This window comes from Microcella alkalica (assembly GCF_014595885.1).
GTDB lineage: Bacteria > Actinomycetota > Actinomycetes > Actinomycetales > Microbacteriaceae > Microcella > Microcella alkaliphila_B.
Genome location: NZ_JABUKC010000003.1, coordinates 370,408 through 386,214 on the forward strand (window position 1 = coordinate 370,408; position 15,807 = coordinate 386,214).

Annotated in this window: 18 protein-coding genes; 2 read left to right on the top strand and 16 right to left on the bottom strand. The window is 72.7% G+C overall.

The features are described 5' to 3' along the window. Positions 1-20: 20 nt before the first annotated feature. Positions 21-995 carry a pirin family protein gene (locus tag ID804_RS09500; RefSeq protein ID WP_169079145.1) on the top strand — a complete coding sequence of 325 codons (975 nt, stop codon included), beginning with the start codon at positions 21-23 and terminating at the stop codon, positions 993-995. A gap of 36 nt (positions 996-1,031) precedes the next feature. On the opposite strand, the gene ID804_RS09505 is transcribed toward ID804_RS09500, so the two are convergent. From ID804_RS09505 to ftsH, 14 genes are all read right to left on the bottom strand, one after another. Continuing rightward, positions 1,032-1,214 (bottom strand): hypothetical protein, encoded by a 183-nt coding sequence (locus ID804_RS09505; RefSeq protein ID WP_169079143.1) that lies wholly within the window; start codon positions 1,212-1,214, stop codon positions 1,032-1,034. A gap of 142 nt (positions 1,215-1,356) precedes the next feature. After that, the gene (locus ID804_RS09510; protein WP_169079141.1) at positions 1,357-1,938 is read right to left on the bottom strand and encodes a hypothetical protein; all 582 of its coding nucleotides are present in this window, start codon (positions 1,936-1,938) and stop codon (positions 1,357-1,359) included. Positions 1,939-2,246: 308 nt separating this feature from the next. Beyond that, complete coding sequence (locus ID804_RS09515; RefSeq protein ID WP_169079139.1) at positions 2,247-2,399, bottom strand: hypothetical protein; 153 nt, start codon at positions 2,397-2,399, stop codon at positions 2,247-2,249. A gap of 12 nt (positions 2,400-2,411) precedes the next feature. Next, the gene (gene lysS / locus ID804_RS09520) at positions 2,412-3,944 is read right to left on the bottom strand and encodes a lysine--tRNA ligase (protein ID WP_169079137.1); all 1,533 of its coding nucleotides are present in this window, start codon (positions 3,942-3,944) and stop codon (positions 2,412-2,414) included. Between the two features lie 714 nt (positions 3,945-4,658). Beyond that, positions 4,659-5,525 carry a pantoate--beta-alanine ligase gene (gene panC, locus ID804_RS09525; protein ID WP_169079135.1) on the bottom strand — a complete coding sequence of 289 codons (867 nt, stop codon included), beginning with the start codon at positions 5,523-5,525 and terminating at the stop codon, positions 4,659-4,661. Then, complete coding sequence (locus tag ID804_RS09530; protein WP_169079133.1) at positions 5,522-6,316, bottom strand: Rossmann-like and DUF2520 domain-containing protein; 795 nt, start codon at positions 6,314-6,316, stop codon at positions 5,522-5,524. The genes panC and ID804_RS09530 overlap by 4 nt, the downstream gene beginning before the upstream one ends. After that, a complete protein-coding gene (locus ID804_RS09535) occupies positions 6,313-7,941 on the bottom strand; it encodes a PH domain-containing protein (protein WP_169079131.1) in 1,629 nt (542 codons plus the stop codon). Before ID804_RS09535 ends, ID804_RS09530 begins: the two co-directional genes overlap by 4 nt. After that, the gene (locus tag ID804_RS09540; protein WP_317451251.1) at positions 7,938-8,468 is read right to left on the bottom strand and encodes a PH domain-containing protein; all 531 of its coding nucleotides are present in this window, start codon (positions 8,466-8,468) and stop codon (positions 7,938-7,940) included. The genes ID804_RS09535 and ID804_RS09540 overlap by 4 nt, the downstream gene beginning before the upstream one ends. Positions 8,469-8,498: 30 nt before the next feature. Further along, positions 8,499-8,963 carry a DUF3180 family protein gene (locus ID804_RS09545; RefSeq protein ID WP_169079129.1) on the bottom strand — a complete coding sequence of 155 codons (465 nt, stop codon included), beginning with the start codon at positions 8,961-8,963 and terminating at the stop codon, positions 8,499-8,501. After that, entirely contained in the window at positions 8,960-9,463 is a 504-nt protein-coding gene (folK, locus tag ID804_RS09550; RefSeq protein WP_169079127.1) for a 2-amino-4-hydroxy-6-hydroxymethyldihydropteridine diphosphokinase, read from the bottom strand. Before folK ends, ID804_RS09545 begins: the two co-directional genes overlap by 4 nt. Continuing rightward, the gene (gene folB / locus ID804_RS09555) at positions 9,460-9,855 is read right to left on the bottom strand and encodes a dihydroneopterin aldolase (RefSeq protein WP_169079125.1); all 396 of its coding nucleotides are present in this window, start codon (positions 9,853-9,855) and stop codon (positions 9,460-9,462) included. Before folB ends, folK begins: the two co-directional genes overlap by 4 nt. Continuing rightward, complete coding sequence (gene folP, locus ID804_RS09560) at positions 9,852-10,703, bottom strand: dihydropteroate synthase (protein ID WP_169079123.1); 852 nt, start codon at positions 10,701-10,703, stop codon at positions 9,852-9,854. Before folP ends, folB begins: the two co-directional genes overlap by 4 nt. Next, positions 10,700-11,284 carry a GTP cyclohydrolase I gene (gene folE, locus ID804_RS09565; protein ID WP_169079121.1) on the bottom strand — a complete coding sequence of 195 codons (585 nt, stop codon included), beginning with the start codon at positions 11,282-11,284 and terminating at the stop codon, positions 10,700-10,702. The genes folP and folE overlap by 4 nt, the downstream gene beginning before the upstream one ends. 5 nt (positions 11,285-11,289) lie before the next feature. Beyond that, complete coding sequence (gene ftsH, locus ID804_RS09570) at positions 11,290-13,311, bottom strand: ATP-dependent zinc metalloprotease FtsH (RefSeq protein ID WP_169079119.1); 2,022 nt, start codon at positions 13,309-13,311, stop codon at positions 11,290-11,292. Between the two features lie 153 nt (positions 13,312-13,464). On the opposite strand from ftsH, the gene ID804_RS09575 reads away from it, so the two are divergent. After that, positions 13,465-14,256, top strand: a complete 792-nt coding sequence (locus ID804_RS09575; RefSeq protein ID WP_169079117.1) for a flavodoxin family protein — start codon at positions 13,465-13,467, stop codon at positions 14,254-14,256. Between the two features lie 37 nt (positions 14,257-14,293). Here ID804_RS09575 and hpt read toward each other — a convergent pair whose 3' ends face one another. Both hpt and ID804_RS09585 read right to left on the bottom strand, forming a co-directional pair. Further along, a complete protein-coding gene (gene hpt / locus ID804_RS09580; protein ID WP_169079115.1) occupies positions 14,294-14,845 on the bottom strand; it encodes a hypoxanthine phosphoribosyltransferase in 552 nt (183 codons plus the stop codon). A gap of 144 nt (positions 14,846-14,989) precedes the next feature. Next, positions 14,990-15,775, bottom strand: coding sequence for a hypothetical protein (locus ID804_RS09585; RefSeq protein WP_223159072.1), 786 nt, complete (start codon positions 15,773-15,775; stop codon positions 14,990-14,992). Between the last annotated feature and the right edge of the window lie 32 nt (positions 15,776-15,807).

Below are 15,807 nucleotides of genomic sequence, written 5' to 3' on the forward strand. Positions count from 1 at the left end.
CCGCGACGTAGGGTGGCGGCATGAGCAACCTCGAGGCCGAGCCCGCCGAACTCGTGTGCGACGAGCGGCCGGCGGCGAGCATCCAGGTGCTCGAACCGCGCGAGGTGCCGCTCGGCGGGCCCCGCGCGATGACGGTGCGCCGCACGCTGCCGCAGCGCGAGCGCAGCCTCATCGGAGCCTGGTGCTTCGTCGACCACTACGGCCCCGACGACGTGGCTGAGACGGGCGGCATGACGGTGCCGCCGCATCCGCACACGGGGCTGCAGACGGTGACGTGGCTGTTCGAGGGCGAGGTCGAGCACCGCGACTCGACGGGAGCCCACCAGCTCGTGCGCCCCGGCGAGCTCAACCTCATGACGGCGGGCACGGGCATCCAGCACAGCGAGGTGTCGACGCCCACGACCACGCGCCTGCACGGCGCCCAGCTGTGGCTCGCGCTGCCCGACGCCGACCGCCGCGTCGCCCCGTTCTTCGAGCACACCGAGCCGACCCCGGTCACCGTCGGCGAGGCGACCGTGCGGGTCTTCATCGGCGCGCTGCCGGGCGTCGGCGCGGCGGATGCTCGCGTCTTCAGCCCCCTCGTCGGCGCCCAGCTCGACCTGCCGGCCGGCGCGAGCGTCGAGCTGCCCGTCGACCCGCGCTTCGAGCACGGCCTGCTGGTGGATGCCGGCATCGCGACGATCGACGACGTCGCGATCGCGCCCGCGCACCTCGCCTACACGCCCACGGGCCGCGCCACGCTGCGGGTCACGGCGGGGGATGCTCCGCTGCGCGCGCTCCTCATCGGCGGCGAGCCGTTCGGCGAGTCGATCGTCATGTGGTGGAACTTCATCGGCCGCGACCACGACGAGATCGTCGGCTTCCGCTCCGCGTGGCAGGCCGAGGTGATCGAGGGCACGGCGCCGGCCGCGACCTTCGGCCGGGTCGAGGGGTGGCCGGGCTCGGCGCTTCCGGCACCGGTGCTGCCGGGCATCCGCCTCAAGCCTCGCTCGTAGCGGGGCACCGACAAGGCGGCGGATGCTGCGCCGACGCTACTCGTGCGGGTCGGCGGTGAGCTTCTCGAAGCGAGCGCGCTCCTGGGCCTCGATGTCGCTGTAGGCCTCGCGCTCGGCGCGGTCGGCGCGGATGATCGCGCGCATCGCGAACCAGAAGATGAGGCCGACGACGATCGTCGGCGTCACGGAGAACACCGCGTTCGTCCAGAAGTCGTCCACGGGGGCAAGGATACGCCGGTCGGCTGGGGCGCAGATGATGAAGGCCGGGCCCTCGCTCCGCTTGGGGGGTTCGGAGGTGGGGCCCGGCCTGTGGAGCATCCCGCCCTCGGGGGGGTCGGCGGGCTGCTCCGGGTGGAGAGGTCTAGGTGGCCATGAGCTTGCGGCTCGAGACGATGCCGAAGACGGCGACGCCGACGGCGATGACGCCGGCCGCCGCGAACGCGACGGTCGCGATCGCCGGGCCGGACTGGGTGGGCACCGCGGCCTCGATCGCGGAGGCCCCGTCGGTCGGAGCGGGCTCGGCCAGGGTCGGGAGGTCGATGAAGCCGCGCAGGATCGCGTTGTCGATCGTGATGTCGCCCTGGACATCCGACATGCGACCGCGGTCGGCGACCGCGACGAGGCAGTAGGTTCCGTCGGCGACGGCCATGGTGTCGACCAGCGCGGTGAAGCCGGCCTCGGCGCTCACGGTCGTCGTCGTCTCCGCGACGGGGGCGCCGCACTCGCCGAGCTTCTGCGGCGAGAGCTGCAGCGTGAGCTCGTGGTCGCCGTCACCGGCGATCGTGCCGGCGACGTAGAGCTCGCCGGAGACGACCGAGCCGGCCAGCGGCGTCGTGATGCGGAGCGCGTCGGCCGCGAGGCCGGGCGAGGAGGTGACGAGGAGCAGCCCCGTCGAGAGGGCCGCTGTCGCCAGCGTGAGCGTGAGTGCGTGGGTGCGCAGCATGGGGGGTTCGCCTTCGGGTGTGGCGAGGTCGGCGGCTCGTGGGGCGGGCTGCCGGCGTCGTATCGGGTGGGCGCTCGGCGGGCGGCGGGGGTGTCCGGTGGGTAGCCGGCCGCTGCTCGTCGTGCAGGTTCAGCGTAGGAGGACAGACAGACTCGTCGCCTTCCCCAGATAGGGGGGCATTTCGTCACTGCCACCACTACATGTTGTGGCCAGAGTGGCAGGAGTGAGTGTCTGCACCTCGCGGGGCAGGTGTGACTCGTGTGATCAGTGTGACTCGCGTGACGGGTGGCGTCGGCGAGGCGCGCCGGTCAGCCCTTGCCGACGATGCCGACGAGCCCCGAGATCAGCAGGTACGCGCCGAACCCGCCGATGATGAGCCACAGGGCCAGGCGCGTGAGCGTGATCTCGCGCTTCTTCTTCTCGGCGTCGCCGGGCAGGGGGAGCTCGTTCTTGTCGGCCATGGGTGCCTCCGGCTACTTGACCAGCGGGAAAAGGATCGTCTCGCGGATGCCGAGCCCGGTCAGCGCCATGAGCAGGCGATCGATGCCCATGCCCATGCCGCCGCTGGGGGGCATCCCGTGCTCGAGGGCGGTGAGGAAGGCCTCGTCGAGCCGCATCGCCTCGGGGTCGCCGCCCGCCGCCAGTCGCGCCTGCGCCACGAAGCGCTCGCGCTGGATGACCGGGTCGACGAGCTCGGAGTACGCCGTCGCGAGCTCGAAGCCGCGCACGTAGAGGTCCCACTTCTCGACGCGGCCGGGCAGGCTGCGGTGCTCGCGCACGAGCGGGCTCGTGTCGACGGGAAAGTCCATGACGAAGGTGGGGCGCTCGAGGCCGCCCTTGACGAAGTGCTCCCACAGCTCTTCGACGTACTTGCCGGGCAGCGGGTGGTCGATCTCGATGTCGACGCTGTCGGCGAGGCGCTTGAGCTCGGCCATCGGCGTCTCGGGCGTGATCTCGACGCCCGCGGCGGCGCTCAGCGAGTCGTACATGCTGAGGCGATCCCAGTCGCCGCCGAGGTCGTACTCGGTGCCGTCGGCCCACGTCACGACGTGCGAGCCGGCGACGGCGAGCGCCGCGTTCTGGATCATCTCCTGCGTCAGGTCAGCCATCTGGTGGTAGTCGCCGTACGCCTGGTACGCCTCGAGCATCGCGAACTCGGGGCTGTGCGTCGAGTCGGCGCCCTCGTTGCGGAAGTTGCGGTTGATCTCGAACACGCGCTCGATGCCGCCGACGACCGCGCGCTTCAGGAACAGCTCGGGCGCGATGCGCAGGAACAGCTCGGTGTCGAAGGCGTTCGAGTGGGTGACGAAGGGGCGGGCGGATGCTCCGCCGTGCATCGTCTGCAGCATCGGCGTCTCGACCTCGAGGTAGCCGTGACTCGCGAACGTGCTGCGCAGGCTGGCGACGGCGAGCGCCCTGGCGCGGACCGTCTGGCGCGCCTGCTCGCGCACGATCAGGTCGAGGTAGCGCTGCCGCACGCGAGTCTCCTCATTGAGCTCGTTGTGCAGATTCGGCAGCGGCAGGATCGCCTTCGCCGCGATCGCCCAGCTGCTCACCATGATGCTGAGCTCGCCGCGGCGGCTCGTGATGACCTCGCCCTCGACGAAGACGTGGTCGCCGAGGTCGACGAACTCCTTCCAGCGGGCGAGCTCATCCTCCCCCACCTCGGCGAGCGACACCATCGCCTGCAGGCGGCTGCCGTCGCCGGCCTGGAGCGTCGCGAAGCAGAGCTTGCCCGTGATGCGCGAGAACACGACGCGGCCAGCGAGGGCGACGCGCTCACCCGTGGCCGTGTCCGGCTCGAGGTCGGTGTGCCGGGCGCGCACGGCCGGGATCGTGTCGGTGATCGGCAGGCCGACCGGGTAGGCGTCGAGCCCCAAAGCGAGCATCCGCTCGCGCTTATCGAGCCGCACCTGCTTCTGCTCGGCGATGTCGGCGACCGTGGGCTCTGCCGCCTCCGCGGCGGTCGGCTCGGCGGGCTCGGGCGCGGGCGTGGTGTCGGTCATGAGGCTCCTCGGTTCAGCAGTTCAGCCTACCGGCGGGCGGGCGGGGGCTCAGGCGGGTGCGGGCTCGGGCGGGTGGCTGCTTCGGGGGCGCGCGCGAACAGCGCGAGCGCCACAGCTCGGGCAGGGAACGGGGCGCCCGTGCGATGTGCAGGAGCCGCGGGGCTCGCGACGCTGGCCGGCGCCGCTCTGGCGGGCCTCGGCGATCCCGTCTCCTGCAGACCGCACACACCCGGGCGGTGGGTGATCGCCGCGTGGAGCCGCGTACCGAATGACGTCGTCCGGGGTCCGCGACGCCGGACTTCCGCGCGTCGGAGGGGGCAACAGGGCTCAACGACTTCACTTGGCACACGGCGGCTCGGCCTAAGGGCCGGGGGCGACGCGCGGAGGGCGTGCGCAACTCAGGAACAGTGGCTGCTTCCGCGGCGCCGACCCCTGCTGCGGCGGTCGCTGGGGGTTCTCCGTCCGAAATGCAGGAGTGGGCGCGGCGCCCGAAGAGCGAGTCGGCCCAGTTGATGGGCTGCGCGCGCTGGAGGGCCGCTCGACTCCTGCATTTCGGACGGACCCCGCGGGGGAGCGGTGCGGCGACGCGGGACGACCGCGGAGTGGACGGAGAGCGAAGTGGCGGCGAGCGGCGGAGGCCGATCCCGAAATGGGACGACGGGCATCGGCGCGGCAGCGGCGCCGCGCGGCAGCAGCGCGGCGCGGCGGCGAGCGTCAGCGCAGCTGCAGCAGCGCCGTGTCGATGAGCCGGGTCGTGCCGACTCGCGCCGCGACGAGGGCCCGCGCGGGGCCGACGTGGTCGGGCTCCGCGGGCTGGAAGCTGGCGGGGTCGACGACGGCGATGTAGTCGAGCTCGAGCTGCGGCTCGGCGTCGAGCACGGCGAGCGCTGCCTCGAGCGCCGCGGGCAGCCCGTCGCCCGCGTCAGCGGCCGCGCGCGCCGCCTCGAGCGAGCGCGGCAGGGCGAGCGCCGCCGCGCGTTCCGACCCTGAGAGGTAGGCGTTGCGGCTCGACAGCGCGAGCCCGTCGGCCGCGCGCACGGTCGGCACGACCTCGATGCGGGTCGGCACGTCGAGGTCGGCGACCATGCGCTGCACGAGGAAGACCTGCTGGGCATCCTTCTCGCCGAAGACCGCGACGTGCGGCGCGGCGATCAAGAGCAGCTTCGCGACGACCGTGAGCATGCCGTCGAAGTGGCCGGGACGGGAGGCTCCGTCGAGCATCGTTCCGACCTCGCCGGCCGAGACGCGCGTTTCGATCGGACCACGCGGGTACATCTCGGCGACGGTGGGCGCGAAGACTGCGGCGGCACCGTGGCCGGTGAGCGCCGCGAGGTCGGCGGTGAGGTCGCGCGGGTAGCGGTCGAAGTCCTCCGTCGGCCCGAACTGCAGCGGGTTGACGAAGATCGACACGACGACGACGTCGGCGAGCGCGGCGGCACGGTCGACGAGGGCGAGGTGCCCCTCGTGCAGCGACCCCATGGTCGGCACGAGCGCGACGGTGCGGCCCGCGGAGCGCTCGGCGTCCAGCCGGGCGCGCAGGCCGTCGATCGTGGTGTCGACGGGCGGCGGCGTGGGGCTCATGCGGCTCCGGGGTCGGGGCGGTCGAGAGGGTCGGGGCGGTCGTCGCGCGGATCAGGCTCGGCGTGAGCATCCGCCCCCCGATCGGCGAGCGCCGCGAGGTCGATGCTATCGACGGTCGCCGAGCGCAGCGCGTTCTCCACCGCGGAGCGCACGACGGCGCCCAGCACGCGGCCCGGCTCGTCGACGCCGATGTCGCGCAGCGCGCCCATCGCCTGCGACACGATCGCGGTCGAGAAGTCGCTGGCCGACTGGATGGCGTCGGCGTAGGCGGCGCGATGCTCCTCCGAGACGACGATGGGCTCGGCACCCATCTCGACGACGAGGGCCTGCGCGATCGGCAGCACCGGGCTCGGCGCCGTCACCGCGCACCAGGCCTCGCGCAGGCGGGCCAGGTCGATCGAGGTGCCGGTGAACGAGAGGGCCGGATGCACCGCCAGCGGGATGATGCCCGCGGGCCGCGCGGGGTCGAGCACCCGCACGCCGTGCGCGGCCGAGGTGTGCAGCACGAGCTGGCCGGGCTGCCACACGCCGAGCGAGGCGAGCCCGGAGACGAGCCCGGGCAGCTGGTCGTCGGGCACGGCGAGGATGACGAGCTCGCTGCGCTCGACGATCGCGGGCACCTCGAGGTGGGGTGCTCCGGGCAGGATGCTTGCCGCGCGCTCGCGCTCGTCGTCGGTGCTCGCCGAGATGCCGGTGATGGCGTGGCCTGCGCCGGCGAGGGCGGCGCCGAGCACGGGGCCGACGCGGCCGGCGCCGATGATGCCGACGCCGAGGCGGCCGTCGCGGGTCATGCGGGGGCTCCGTCGGCGGGGGCCGCACTCGCCCGCCACCGGTGCGAGGTGTCGGCGACGCCGCTGCGGATCGCCTCCGCCGTCACGAGCCCGAAGAAGCGGATGCCCTCCTCGCGGTCGATCGCTCCGAGCCGCGGGGTGATCGGCCCCGAGACGGTGTGCACGTGCACCGCGGCGAGCCGCAGCGGCCGCAGCACGGGGCCCTGCCGCACGCTGGCGCTCTGCACGCGCGCGAAGGGCACGACGGTGAGCGCCCGCCAGATCGCGCCGGTGCGCAGCAGCACGCCGGTGTCGGTGAGGGCGAAGCCGTTGCGCGGCTGCGAGAACCAGCGCAGCGCGCGGGCGCGGCGCGGCGAGTTGGTGTAGCCGTCGTCGCCGCCGGGCGAGAGCAGGCCGCGCTCGAGCAACGGCAGCGCCTCGTCGGTGGCGACCTCGGGCAGCAGCAGGCGCAGCACGGCGCGCACGTCGTCGAGGTTGCCGACGGGCAGGATCGTCGTCTGCTGCTGGCCGGCCGCGCCCTGCTGCGACGAGCGCGAGGCGCGGTTGACGGCGATCTGCCACCAGCCGAACGGCCGCCACAGCAGCGGCTGCGTGACCCGCACCGAGTGGATGCGCCCGGGCGGCAACGTCTCGTTCGTGGTCGACAGCAGGCCGAAGCCGACGCGCACGCCGTCGGGCGTGGAGGCGATCGTGTACCGCAGCGAGCGGGTGATGCGCGCGATGAGGAAGCCGCCGATGCCGAGCAGCGCCGGCAGCACGCCGAAGACGAGCAGCACCTCGCCGGTGACGACGATCGCGGTGACGAGCGCGGCCGTGCCGAGCACGAGCGCGATGGCAGCGTCGCTCAGCACGGTCGAGCCGATGAGCCGACCGACGTTCATGCGCACGACCGACTCGGGCTCGACGACGAGGGTGGGGTCGAGCTCGGGGGCGAGGAACTCGCGCGCCCGGTCCTCCAGCAGCGCGCCGACGCCGGCCCGGTCGGCGGTCGCCCCGGGGGCGGCATCCGGATGCTCGACCGCGGCCGCGGTGCCGGGCGGCTGCTCGACCGCCGAGCCGTCGGCCGCGCTCGCGTGCCGCCGCGCGCCGGAGGCGAGCAGCAGGATCTCGCGGCGCAGGGCATCCGCGTCGGCCGACCGCAGGTACGACAGCTGCACGTTGGCGTCGTTGCCGGCGACCGAGATCTCGAGCTTCGCCGCGCCGAACAGGCGCGGAATGAACGGGCGGGCGATGTTGATGCCCTGGATGCGGTCGAGCCGACCCTTGCGGTTGGTGCGGAACAGGATGCCCGACCGCACCTCGACGACCTCGTCGGTGATGCGGAAGGTGTGCAGGCGCCACGACAGCCAGAAGCCGGCGGTGATCAGTGCGAGCAGCAGCACGAGGCCGGCGAGCGCGAGCAGCAGCAGGTTCTCGCGGATGAGGAACTCGAACGCCTCGGCCTCGTAGTCGGGGTCGCCGGGGCTCGAGCCGTCGAACGGCGAGTCGCCGAAGACGAGGTCGATGAACCGGTCGCGCAGGTTGCCGAAGAGGATGCCGATGATGATGAGCAGCGCGAGCCCCCCGCGGAACAGCGGCGTCGCCCTGTGCAGGCGGTGCCACTGACCGTCGGTGAAGTCGGTCACAGCCCCGCCCGGCGGCTCTCGGCGACGGCGACGAGGTGGTCGCGCAGGCGCTCGGCCTCGGCGAGCGGCAGGCCGGGGATCAGCACGCCCGTCGAGGCGGCGGCGGTCACGAACTTGAGCTCGGCGAGGCCGACGGCGCGCGCGATCGGCCCGCGCGAGATGTCGACGAGCTGCATGCGCCCGTACGGCACGGCGACGACGCGCTGGAACAGGATGCCGCGCCGGAACAGCAGGTCGTCGTCGCGCAGCGCGTAGCCGATGGCGCGCACGCGGCGCGGCGTGAGCGCGATCGTGACGAGGAACAGCACGGCGAGCGCGACGCCGAGCAGCGCCGACGGCGCCCAGCCGCTCACCCAGTAGGGGATGAACCCGGCGACGGTCATGATGGCGCCGAAGATCACGTAGCCGACGATGTCGACGACGATGTACTTCGGCGACACGCGCTGCCAATCGGTGCCCGCGAGCTCGATCGAGCGGGGCGCGCCCTCGGTCGCGGTCGGCGGCGCGGCCTCGGTCTGGTCGGTCACGCTCACCCCTCCGTCGTCGGCGACCGGGCCTCAGGGCGCGGCCGCGGCGGCCTCCTGCTGCTCGTCGTCGTCGGGCGGCAGAGCGCAGAAGTGCTCCGCCACGAGCGCGGCGATCAGCAGGATCACCGCCGCGACGAGCGTGCCCGCCGCGGTCAGCGTCGAGCCTATCGGCACGACCGCGCGCGACAGCAGATAGGTGAGGATGCCCCCGGCACCTCCCAGCAGCAGCGCGCCGGCGAGCGCGCTGGCCTTCGCGAGCACGACCACGCGCGTGGCGTAGAAGGGGTCGATGCGCCGCTCGCCCTTCGCCGCGGCGCGCACCGGCCAGGCGAGCGCGACGAGCAGCGCCGCGATGAGCACGAGCCCGACGGCGAGCGACAGCGGCGGCACGAGCACGGGCTCGCCGCGCATCGCGAGGGCGAGGTCGGTGGCGAAGGCGAGCGCGAAGCCGACGAGGGCGAGCAGCACGAGCGGCAGGGGGCGCGAGCGGGTCACGGGGTCGCACCCTCCTCCGGCTCGGTGCGCGATCGCAGGCCGGCCAGCAGGTCGGCGATGCGTCCGCGGCCGACGAGCTCGGCATCCGGGTCGAGCTCGAACCAGGGCGCGAGCACGAAGTCGCGCTCGTGCGCGCGCGGGTGCGGCACCTGCAGCTGCTCGGAGTCGATCTCGAGCGCCCCGAACGCGATGAGGTCGAGGTCGAGGGTGCGGTCTCCCCAGCGCTCGACGCGCTCGCGGCCGTGCAGGTTCTCGATGGCGCGCAGCCCGTCGAGCAGCTGGAACGGGTCGAGCCGCGTGTCGAGCAGCGCGACGCCGTTGAGGTACTCCGGCTTGTCGGGGTCGGGCCCGTCGAGCGTGAGGGCGACGGTGCCGTGCCACGACGACACGGCGCGGATGCTCGACTCGGGCAGCGCGTCGAGCGCGGCCACGGCGTGCTCGAGCGTCGCCTGCCGGTCGCCGAGGTTCGAGCCGAGCGCGATGACGGCGAGGGCGGTCACGAGTTCGCTCCCCCGGTGGGCGGCGAGGCGGATGCCCGGCTGCGGTCGATCGAGACGGCGACGTCGGCGAACGGCACCGGGATCGGCGCCTCGGGCTTGTGCACGGTCACCTCGACGCGCTCGACGGCCCGGTGGGCGAGCACGACGGCGGCGACGCGCTCGGCGACGGTCTCGATGAGGTCGACGGGGTCGCGCTCGACGACCTCGACGACCTCGACGGCGAGCTCGCCGTAGTGCACGGTGTCGGCGACGTCGTCGCTGCCGGCGGCGCGCGCGAGGTCGAGGTGGGCGGTGACGTCGATGATGAACGGCTGCCCGTCGCGGCGCTCGTGCTCGTACACGCCGTGGTGTGCCTGTGCGCGCAGGCCGGTGAGGATGATGCGGTCGCTCACGCGGCCCCCACTCCCGCGGAGCCGGGCAGGCCGCGCCACGCGGCCCAGACGTCGAGCGCGCGGCTCGTCGCGGCGGCGTCGTGCACGCGCACGGCCCGCACGCCCGCTCCGGCGTCGGCGCACAGCGCGCTCACGACGGCCGTCGGCAGATCGCGCTGCTCGACGGACGCGCCGGAGGGCAGCAGCGCCCCGAGGAACCGCTTGCGCGACGCCCCCACGAGCAGCGGGAAGCCCAGCTCGGCGAGCGCCGGCAGCCCGCGCAGCACCGCCCAGTTCGCGTCGGGGCGCTTGGCGAACCCGAGGCCCGGGTCGAGCCAGAGCCGCTCGGGCGCGATGCCTGCCGCGAGCGCGGCGTCGGCGCGCGATCGCAGCTCGTCGCGCACCTCGGTGACGACGTCGGCGTAGTCGCTCACGGCATCCCACCGATCACTGCGGCCGCGCCAGTGCATCGCGACGTAGTCGACCTCGAGCTCGGCGACCGTCGACAGCATCGCCGCATCCTCGAGCCCGCCGCTCACGTCGTTGACGATGACGGCGCCGGCGTCGACGGCGGCCCGCGCGGTCGACGCATTAAGGGTGTCGATCGAGACGCGGATGCCCTCCGCGGCGAGCGCGCGCACGACCGGCACCACGCGCCCCGCCTCCTCGATCGCGGTCACCGGCTCGGCGCCGGGCCGGGTCGACTCGCCCCCGACGTCGATGACGTCGGCGCCGTCGTCGACGAGCCGGCGGGCCTGCGCGACCGCGGCCTCGGGCTCGAGCCAGCGCCCGCCGTCGCTGAACGAGTCGGGCGTGATGTTGAGCACGCCCCACACCTCGGGCCGCACGGGCCCGGGGGCGGTGGTCATGCGCCGCTCCGGCCGATCATCGCCATGACCTCGGCGCGCTGCACGGGGTCGGCGAGAGCCCCGCGCGAGGCGACGGTGACGGTCGTCGATTCGGCGTAGCGCACGCCGCGCGCGGCGACGCAGCCGTGGCGCGCCTCGATGACGACGAGCACGCCGGCGGGGGCTATGGCACGCTCGAGGGCGTCGGCGACGTCCTCGCCGAGACGCTCCTGCAGCTGCGGGCGGGCCGACACGATCTCGACGAGGCGGGGGATGCGCCCGAGTCCGATGATGCGCTCGCCGGGCACGTAGGCGACGTGCGCGACGCCCGTGAACGGCAGCAGGTGGTGCTCGCACATCGAGCGCAGCGCGATGTCGCGCAGCAGCACGAGCTCGCCGCGCTCGCCGGGAGTCGTCGCCATCTCGGCGCCATCCTGCAGCTCGGGCACGGGGTCGACGCCGACGCCGGCGAAGAAGTCGGCGTAGGCGGCGGCGATGCGCTGCGGCGTCGTGGCGAGGCCGGGCCGCTCGACGTCTTCGCCGATGGCGGCGAGGATCTCGGCGACCGCCGCCTCGATGCGGGGGATGTCGATGCTGGCCATGCGCGTCAGCTCGCCGGCGTGGTTCCCGGGTCGGCCTCGCTGCGCGCGACGCTCGCGGGTGCGGCGTGGTCGCTCGCGACCCCGCCGTCGGTGACCGAGCTGTCGATCGGCGCCTTGGCCGGCATGGGCACGGGCGGCAGATCGGGCAGCGGGCGCTCGTCGCTCGAGAGCCACTGCGGGCGCTCGGGCAGCTTCTGCACGTCGGCGAAGATCTCGGCCAGCTGCAGGTGGTCGAGGGTCTCCTTCTCGAGCAGCTCGGTGGCGAGCCGGTCGAGCACGGCGCGGTTGGCGTTGAGCACCTGCCAGGCCTCGTTGTGGGCCTGCTCGATGAGGGCGCGCACCTCGGCGTCGACGCGCTCGGCGACGCGCTCGGAGTAGTCGCGCTGGTGCCCCATGTCGCGGCCGAGGAAGACCTCGCCGCTCGACTGGCCGAGCTTGACCGAGCCCACCTCGGCGCTCATGCCGTACTCGGTGACCATCTTGCGGGCGATGCTCGTGGCCTTCTCGATGTCGTTGCTCGCGCCCGTGGTGGGGTCGTGGAAGACGATCTCCTCCGCCACCCGACCGCCCATCGCGTAGGTGAGCTGGTCGAGCAGCTCGTTGCGCGTGACCGAGTACTTGTCGTCGAGCGGCAGCACCATCGTGTAGCCGAGGGCGCGGCCGCGGGGCAGGATCGTCACCTTCGTCACGGGGTCGGTGTGCCGCATCGCGGCGGCGGCGAGCGCGTGCCCGCCCTCGTGGTAGGCGGTGATGAGCTTCTCGTGGTCGCGCATGACGCGGCTGCGTCGCTGCGGCCCGGCCATGACGCGGTCGACGGCCTCGTCGAGGTTGCGGTTGGTGATGATCTCGCCGTTGCTGCGGGCGGTCAGCAGGGCGGCCTCGTTGAGCACGTTCGCCAGGTCTGCGCCGGTGAAGCCGGGCGTCTTGCGCGCGAGCACCTCGAGGTCGACGTCCTCGGCCATGGGCTTGCCCTTGGCGTGCACCTCGAGGATCTTCATGCGGCCCTTGTGGTCAGGCGCGTCGACCTGGATCTGCCGGTCGAAGCGGCCCGGGCGCAGCAGCGCCGGGTCGAGGATGTCGGGGCGGTTGGTCGCCGCGATCATGATGACGTTGGTCTTCGGGTCGAAGCCGTCCATCTCGACGAGCATCTGGTTGAGCGTCTGCTCGCGCTCGTCGTGGCCGCCGCCCATGCCGGCGCCGCGGTGACGGCCAACGGCGTCGATCTCGTCGACGAAGATGATCGCCGGCGCGTTCTCCTTCGCCTCCTTGAACAGGTCGCGCACGCGGCTCGCGCCGACGCCGACGAACATCTCGACGAAGTCGGAGCCCGAGATCGAGTAGAAGGGCACGCCCGCCTCGCCGGCGACGGCGCGCGCGAGCAGCGTCTTGCCGGTGCCGGGAGGGCCGTACAGCAGCACGCCCTTGGGGATGCGCGCGCCGACCGCCTGGAACTTCGTCGGATCCTTCAGGAAGTCCTTGATCTCGTGCAGCTCCTCGATGGCCTCCTCGGCGCCCGCGACATCCTCGAACGTCACCTGCGGGCTCTCCTTGCTCACGAGCTTCGCGCGCGACTTGCCGAACTGCATGATGCGGCTGCCGCCGCCCTGCAGGTTCGACAGCAGGAACCAGAAGATGACGCCGATGATGAGGAAGGGGATGAGCAGGCCGAGCAGGCTCACGAACCAGTTCGTCTGCGGCACCTGGTCGTCGAACTCGTCGACGTTCGCGGCGTCGATCGCCTCGACGATCGCCTCGCCGCGCGGCGCCACGTACTGGAACTGCACCCGCGTGCCGTTGTCGCCGTCGGCCTCGCTGAGCTCGAGGTCGACCCGCTGCTCGCCGTCGATGATGGTCGCCTTCTCGACGGTGCCGCCCTCGAGCAGCTCCAGGCCCTCCTGCGTCGTGATGGTGCGGAACCCGCCGGGGTTCAGCAGCGCGAAGCCCACCCAGAGCGCGATCGCGCCGATCACGATGTAGAGGAACGGGCCTTTGACGATGCGCTTGGCATCGAACTTCTGACGGGCCATGGGGCGAGCCGCACCTTTCTGCGAGCATGCGTTGCGCTCGGGGTCTGAGGCGAACCTCATAACGGTATCGGTCGCCTCTTGGGGGGCGCTGGCTGTTCGCGGTCGGCGCAGACCCCTGGTGCCTCGCAGGATGCTCGTGTTCGGGTGGAGCGCATGACGCAGACCGCACCTGCCCCCGTGACCGTGCCCGCCCCCGACCGCTTCGGCGGCCTCCGCGCCGTCGTCGTCAACACGACGCTCAAGCGCAGCCCCGAGCTCAGCAACACCCAGGGCCTGCTCGACCGCTCAATCGCGCTGCTGCGCGCCAACGGCGTCGAGGTCGACACCTTCCGCCTCGTCGACCACGACGTCGCGCCGGGCGTCATGCCCGACATGCGTGAGGAGGGATGGCCGGCCGATGCGTGGCCGACGCTCTGGCCGCGCATCGCCGAGGCGGACATCCTCATCATCGGCAGCCCCATCTGGCTCGGTGAGCAGTCGAGTGTGACCCGCCGCCTCATCGAGCGGCTGTACGCGCACTCGAGCGAGACGGTCGAGAGCGGGCTCAGCCCCTTCCACGGCAAGGTCGCGGGCGTGCTCGTCACCGGCAATGAGGACGGCGTGAAGCACGTCGCCTCGTCGCTCGTGTTCTCGCTGCAGCACCTCGGCTGCACGATCCCGCCGACGGCCGACGCCGGGTGGATCGGCCCCGTCGGCCCCGGCCCGAGCTACCTCGACGACGAGTCCGACGGGCCCGAGACCGACTTCACGAACCAGGGCACGACGTTCATGACGTACAACCTGCTGCACCTGGCGCGCCTGCTCAAGGATGCGGGCGGGTTCCCGGTGGGCGGCAACCAGCCCGAGGCGTGGAGCGAGGGCGAGCGCTTCGGATTCGACGCGCATCCGCAGCCGACGCAGCCGCAGGGCGAGCCGACGCAGACGGCGAACCCGGAGCACGACTGAGGGCGCGGGCTCGCGCCACGCGACGCGCGTGGCCGCCCTACTGGTAGACGTGCGGCGCGAGCACGCCGATGGCGCGCAGGTTGCGGTAGCGCTCGGCGTAGTCGAGGCCGTAGCCGACGACGAACGCGGGCGGGATGTCGAAGCCGATGTAGTCGACGGGCACGTCGACCTTGATCGACTCGGGCTTGCGCAGCAGGGCGAGGATCCGCACGCTGTTCGCGCCGCGCGACTCGAGGTTCGCCCGCAGCCACGACAGCGTGAGGCCCGAGTCGATGATGTCCTCCACGATGAGCACGTCGCGGCCGGCGATGTCGGTGTCGAGGTCCTTGAGGATTCGCACGACGCCGCTGGACTCGGTGCTCGCGCCGTAGCTCGAGACGGCCATCCAGTCCATGTCGATGTGCACGCGCAGCTCGCGGGCGAAGTCGGCCATGACCATCACGGCGCCCTTGAGCACGCCGACGAGCAGCGGCGTGGTGCCCTCGAAGTCAGCCTCAACCTGGCGGGCGAGCTCGGCGAGCTTCGCGTGGATCTCGTCCTCGGTGATGAGCACCTCGGTCAGGTCGGCGCGGATGTCGTCGACGTCCATCAGTCTCCTCGTGGGGTGTGCGGCGCCGCGGTGAAGACGATGCGGCCAGCGGTGCGTTCCACCCTAATGCCGGGCGAGCAGACGTCGACCGGGGCGAGGTCCGCATCGTGCGGCGCCTCGCCCCGGTCGGTGAAGAGTCGGCGATCACTCCTCGGTGTCGGTCACGTTCTCGATGCTGTCGGCCCGGATGAACCGGTCGTCCTCCCAGTCGGCATAGGCGTCGTCATCGAGTTCGACGCCGAGGTCGTCTTCGACGGTCATCACGTCGAAGCCCTCCTCGACCTCGCCCGTGACCTGCACCGCGAGACCCTCCTCGATGTCGGCCATCGTGCCGTCGTGCACAACCAGCAGCGCCTCGACGGTGGTGTCGTCGGTTCCGGCGATGGTGAACGCGTTCGCCGACACGATCTCGTCGACATCGGCGGACAGCGTGACCGTCTCGCCGAGGTACCCGTCGTAGTCGCCGACGAACTCGGCGTCGTACCGCCCGTCGTACGGCTCCGTGCTCGCCTCGGAGTCGCGTGCGTCCTCCTCGACGGCCTGGTCCTCGGTGACGTCTTCGACGTCGACGCCCTCCTCCGGGCCGGACGTCGCGCACCCGGCCAGGGTCAGTGCGCCGAGGGCGAGCGAGCCCGTCGCCGCCACCTTGATGATCGTGTTGCTGCTCCTGCGGATGAACATGCGTTCTTCCTCTCTTCGGTGTGATGGTGCCGACCCGGGGCGCTCCTGGCCGCTGTGGTGGCCGCGCTCCCGTCGACTCATCCAGGCCATCACGGGCCCCGCCCGGCTCCCCAGGGCGTTGATCGCCGAACGGGTCGCGCGTACCGTGGGCGCCCTCACCCCCGATGCGCCGAAAGAGGGTGCTGTCGAGCCGATCGAGCCGCGATATGCGGACCAGATGGCCGCGTTGGCGGCTGTGACGACCGGCATTCAGGTTCTACCGTGTCGATCGTTACGACCTT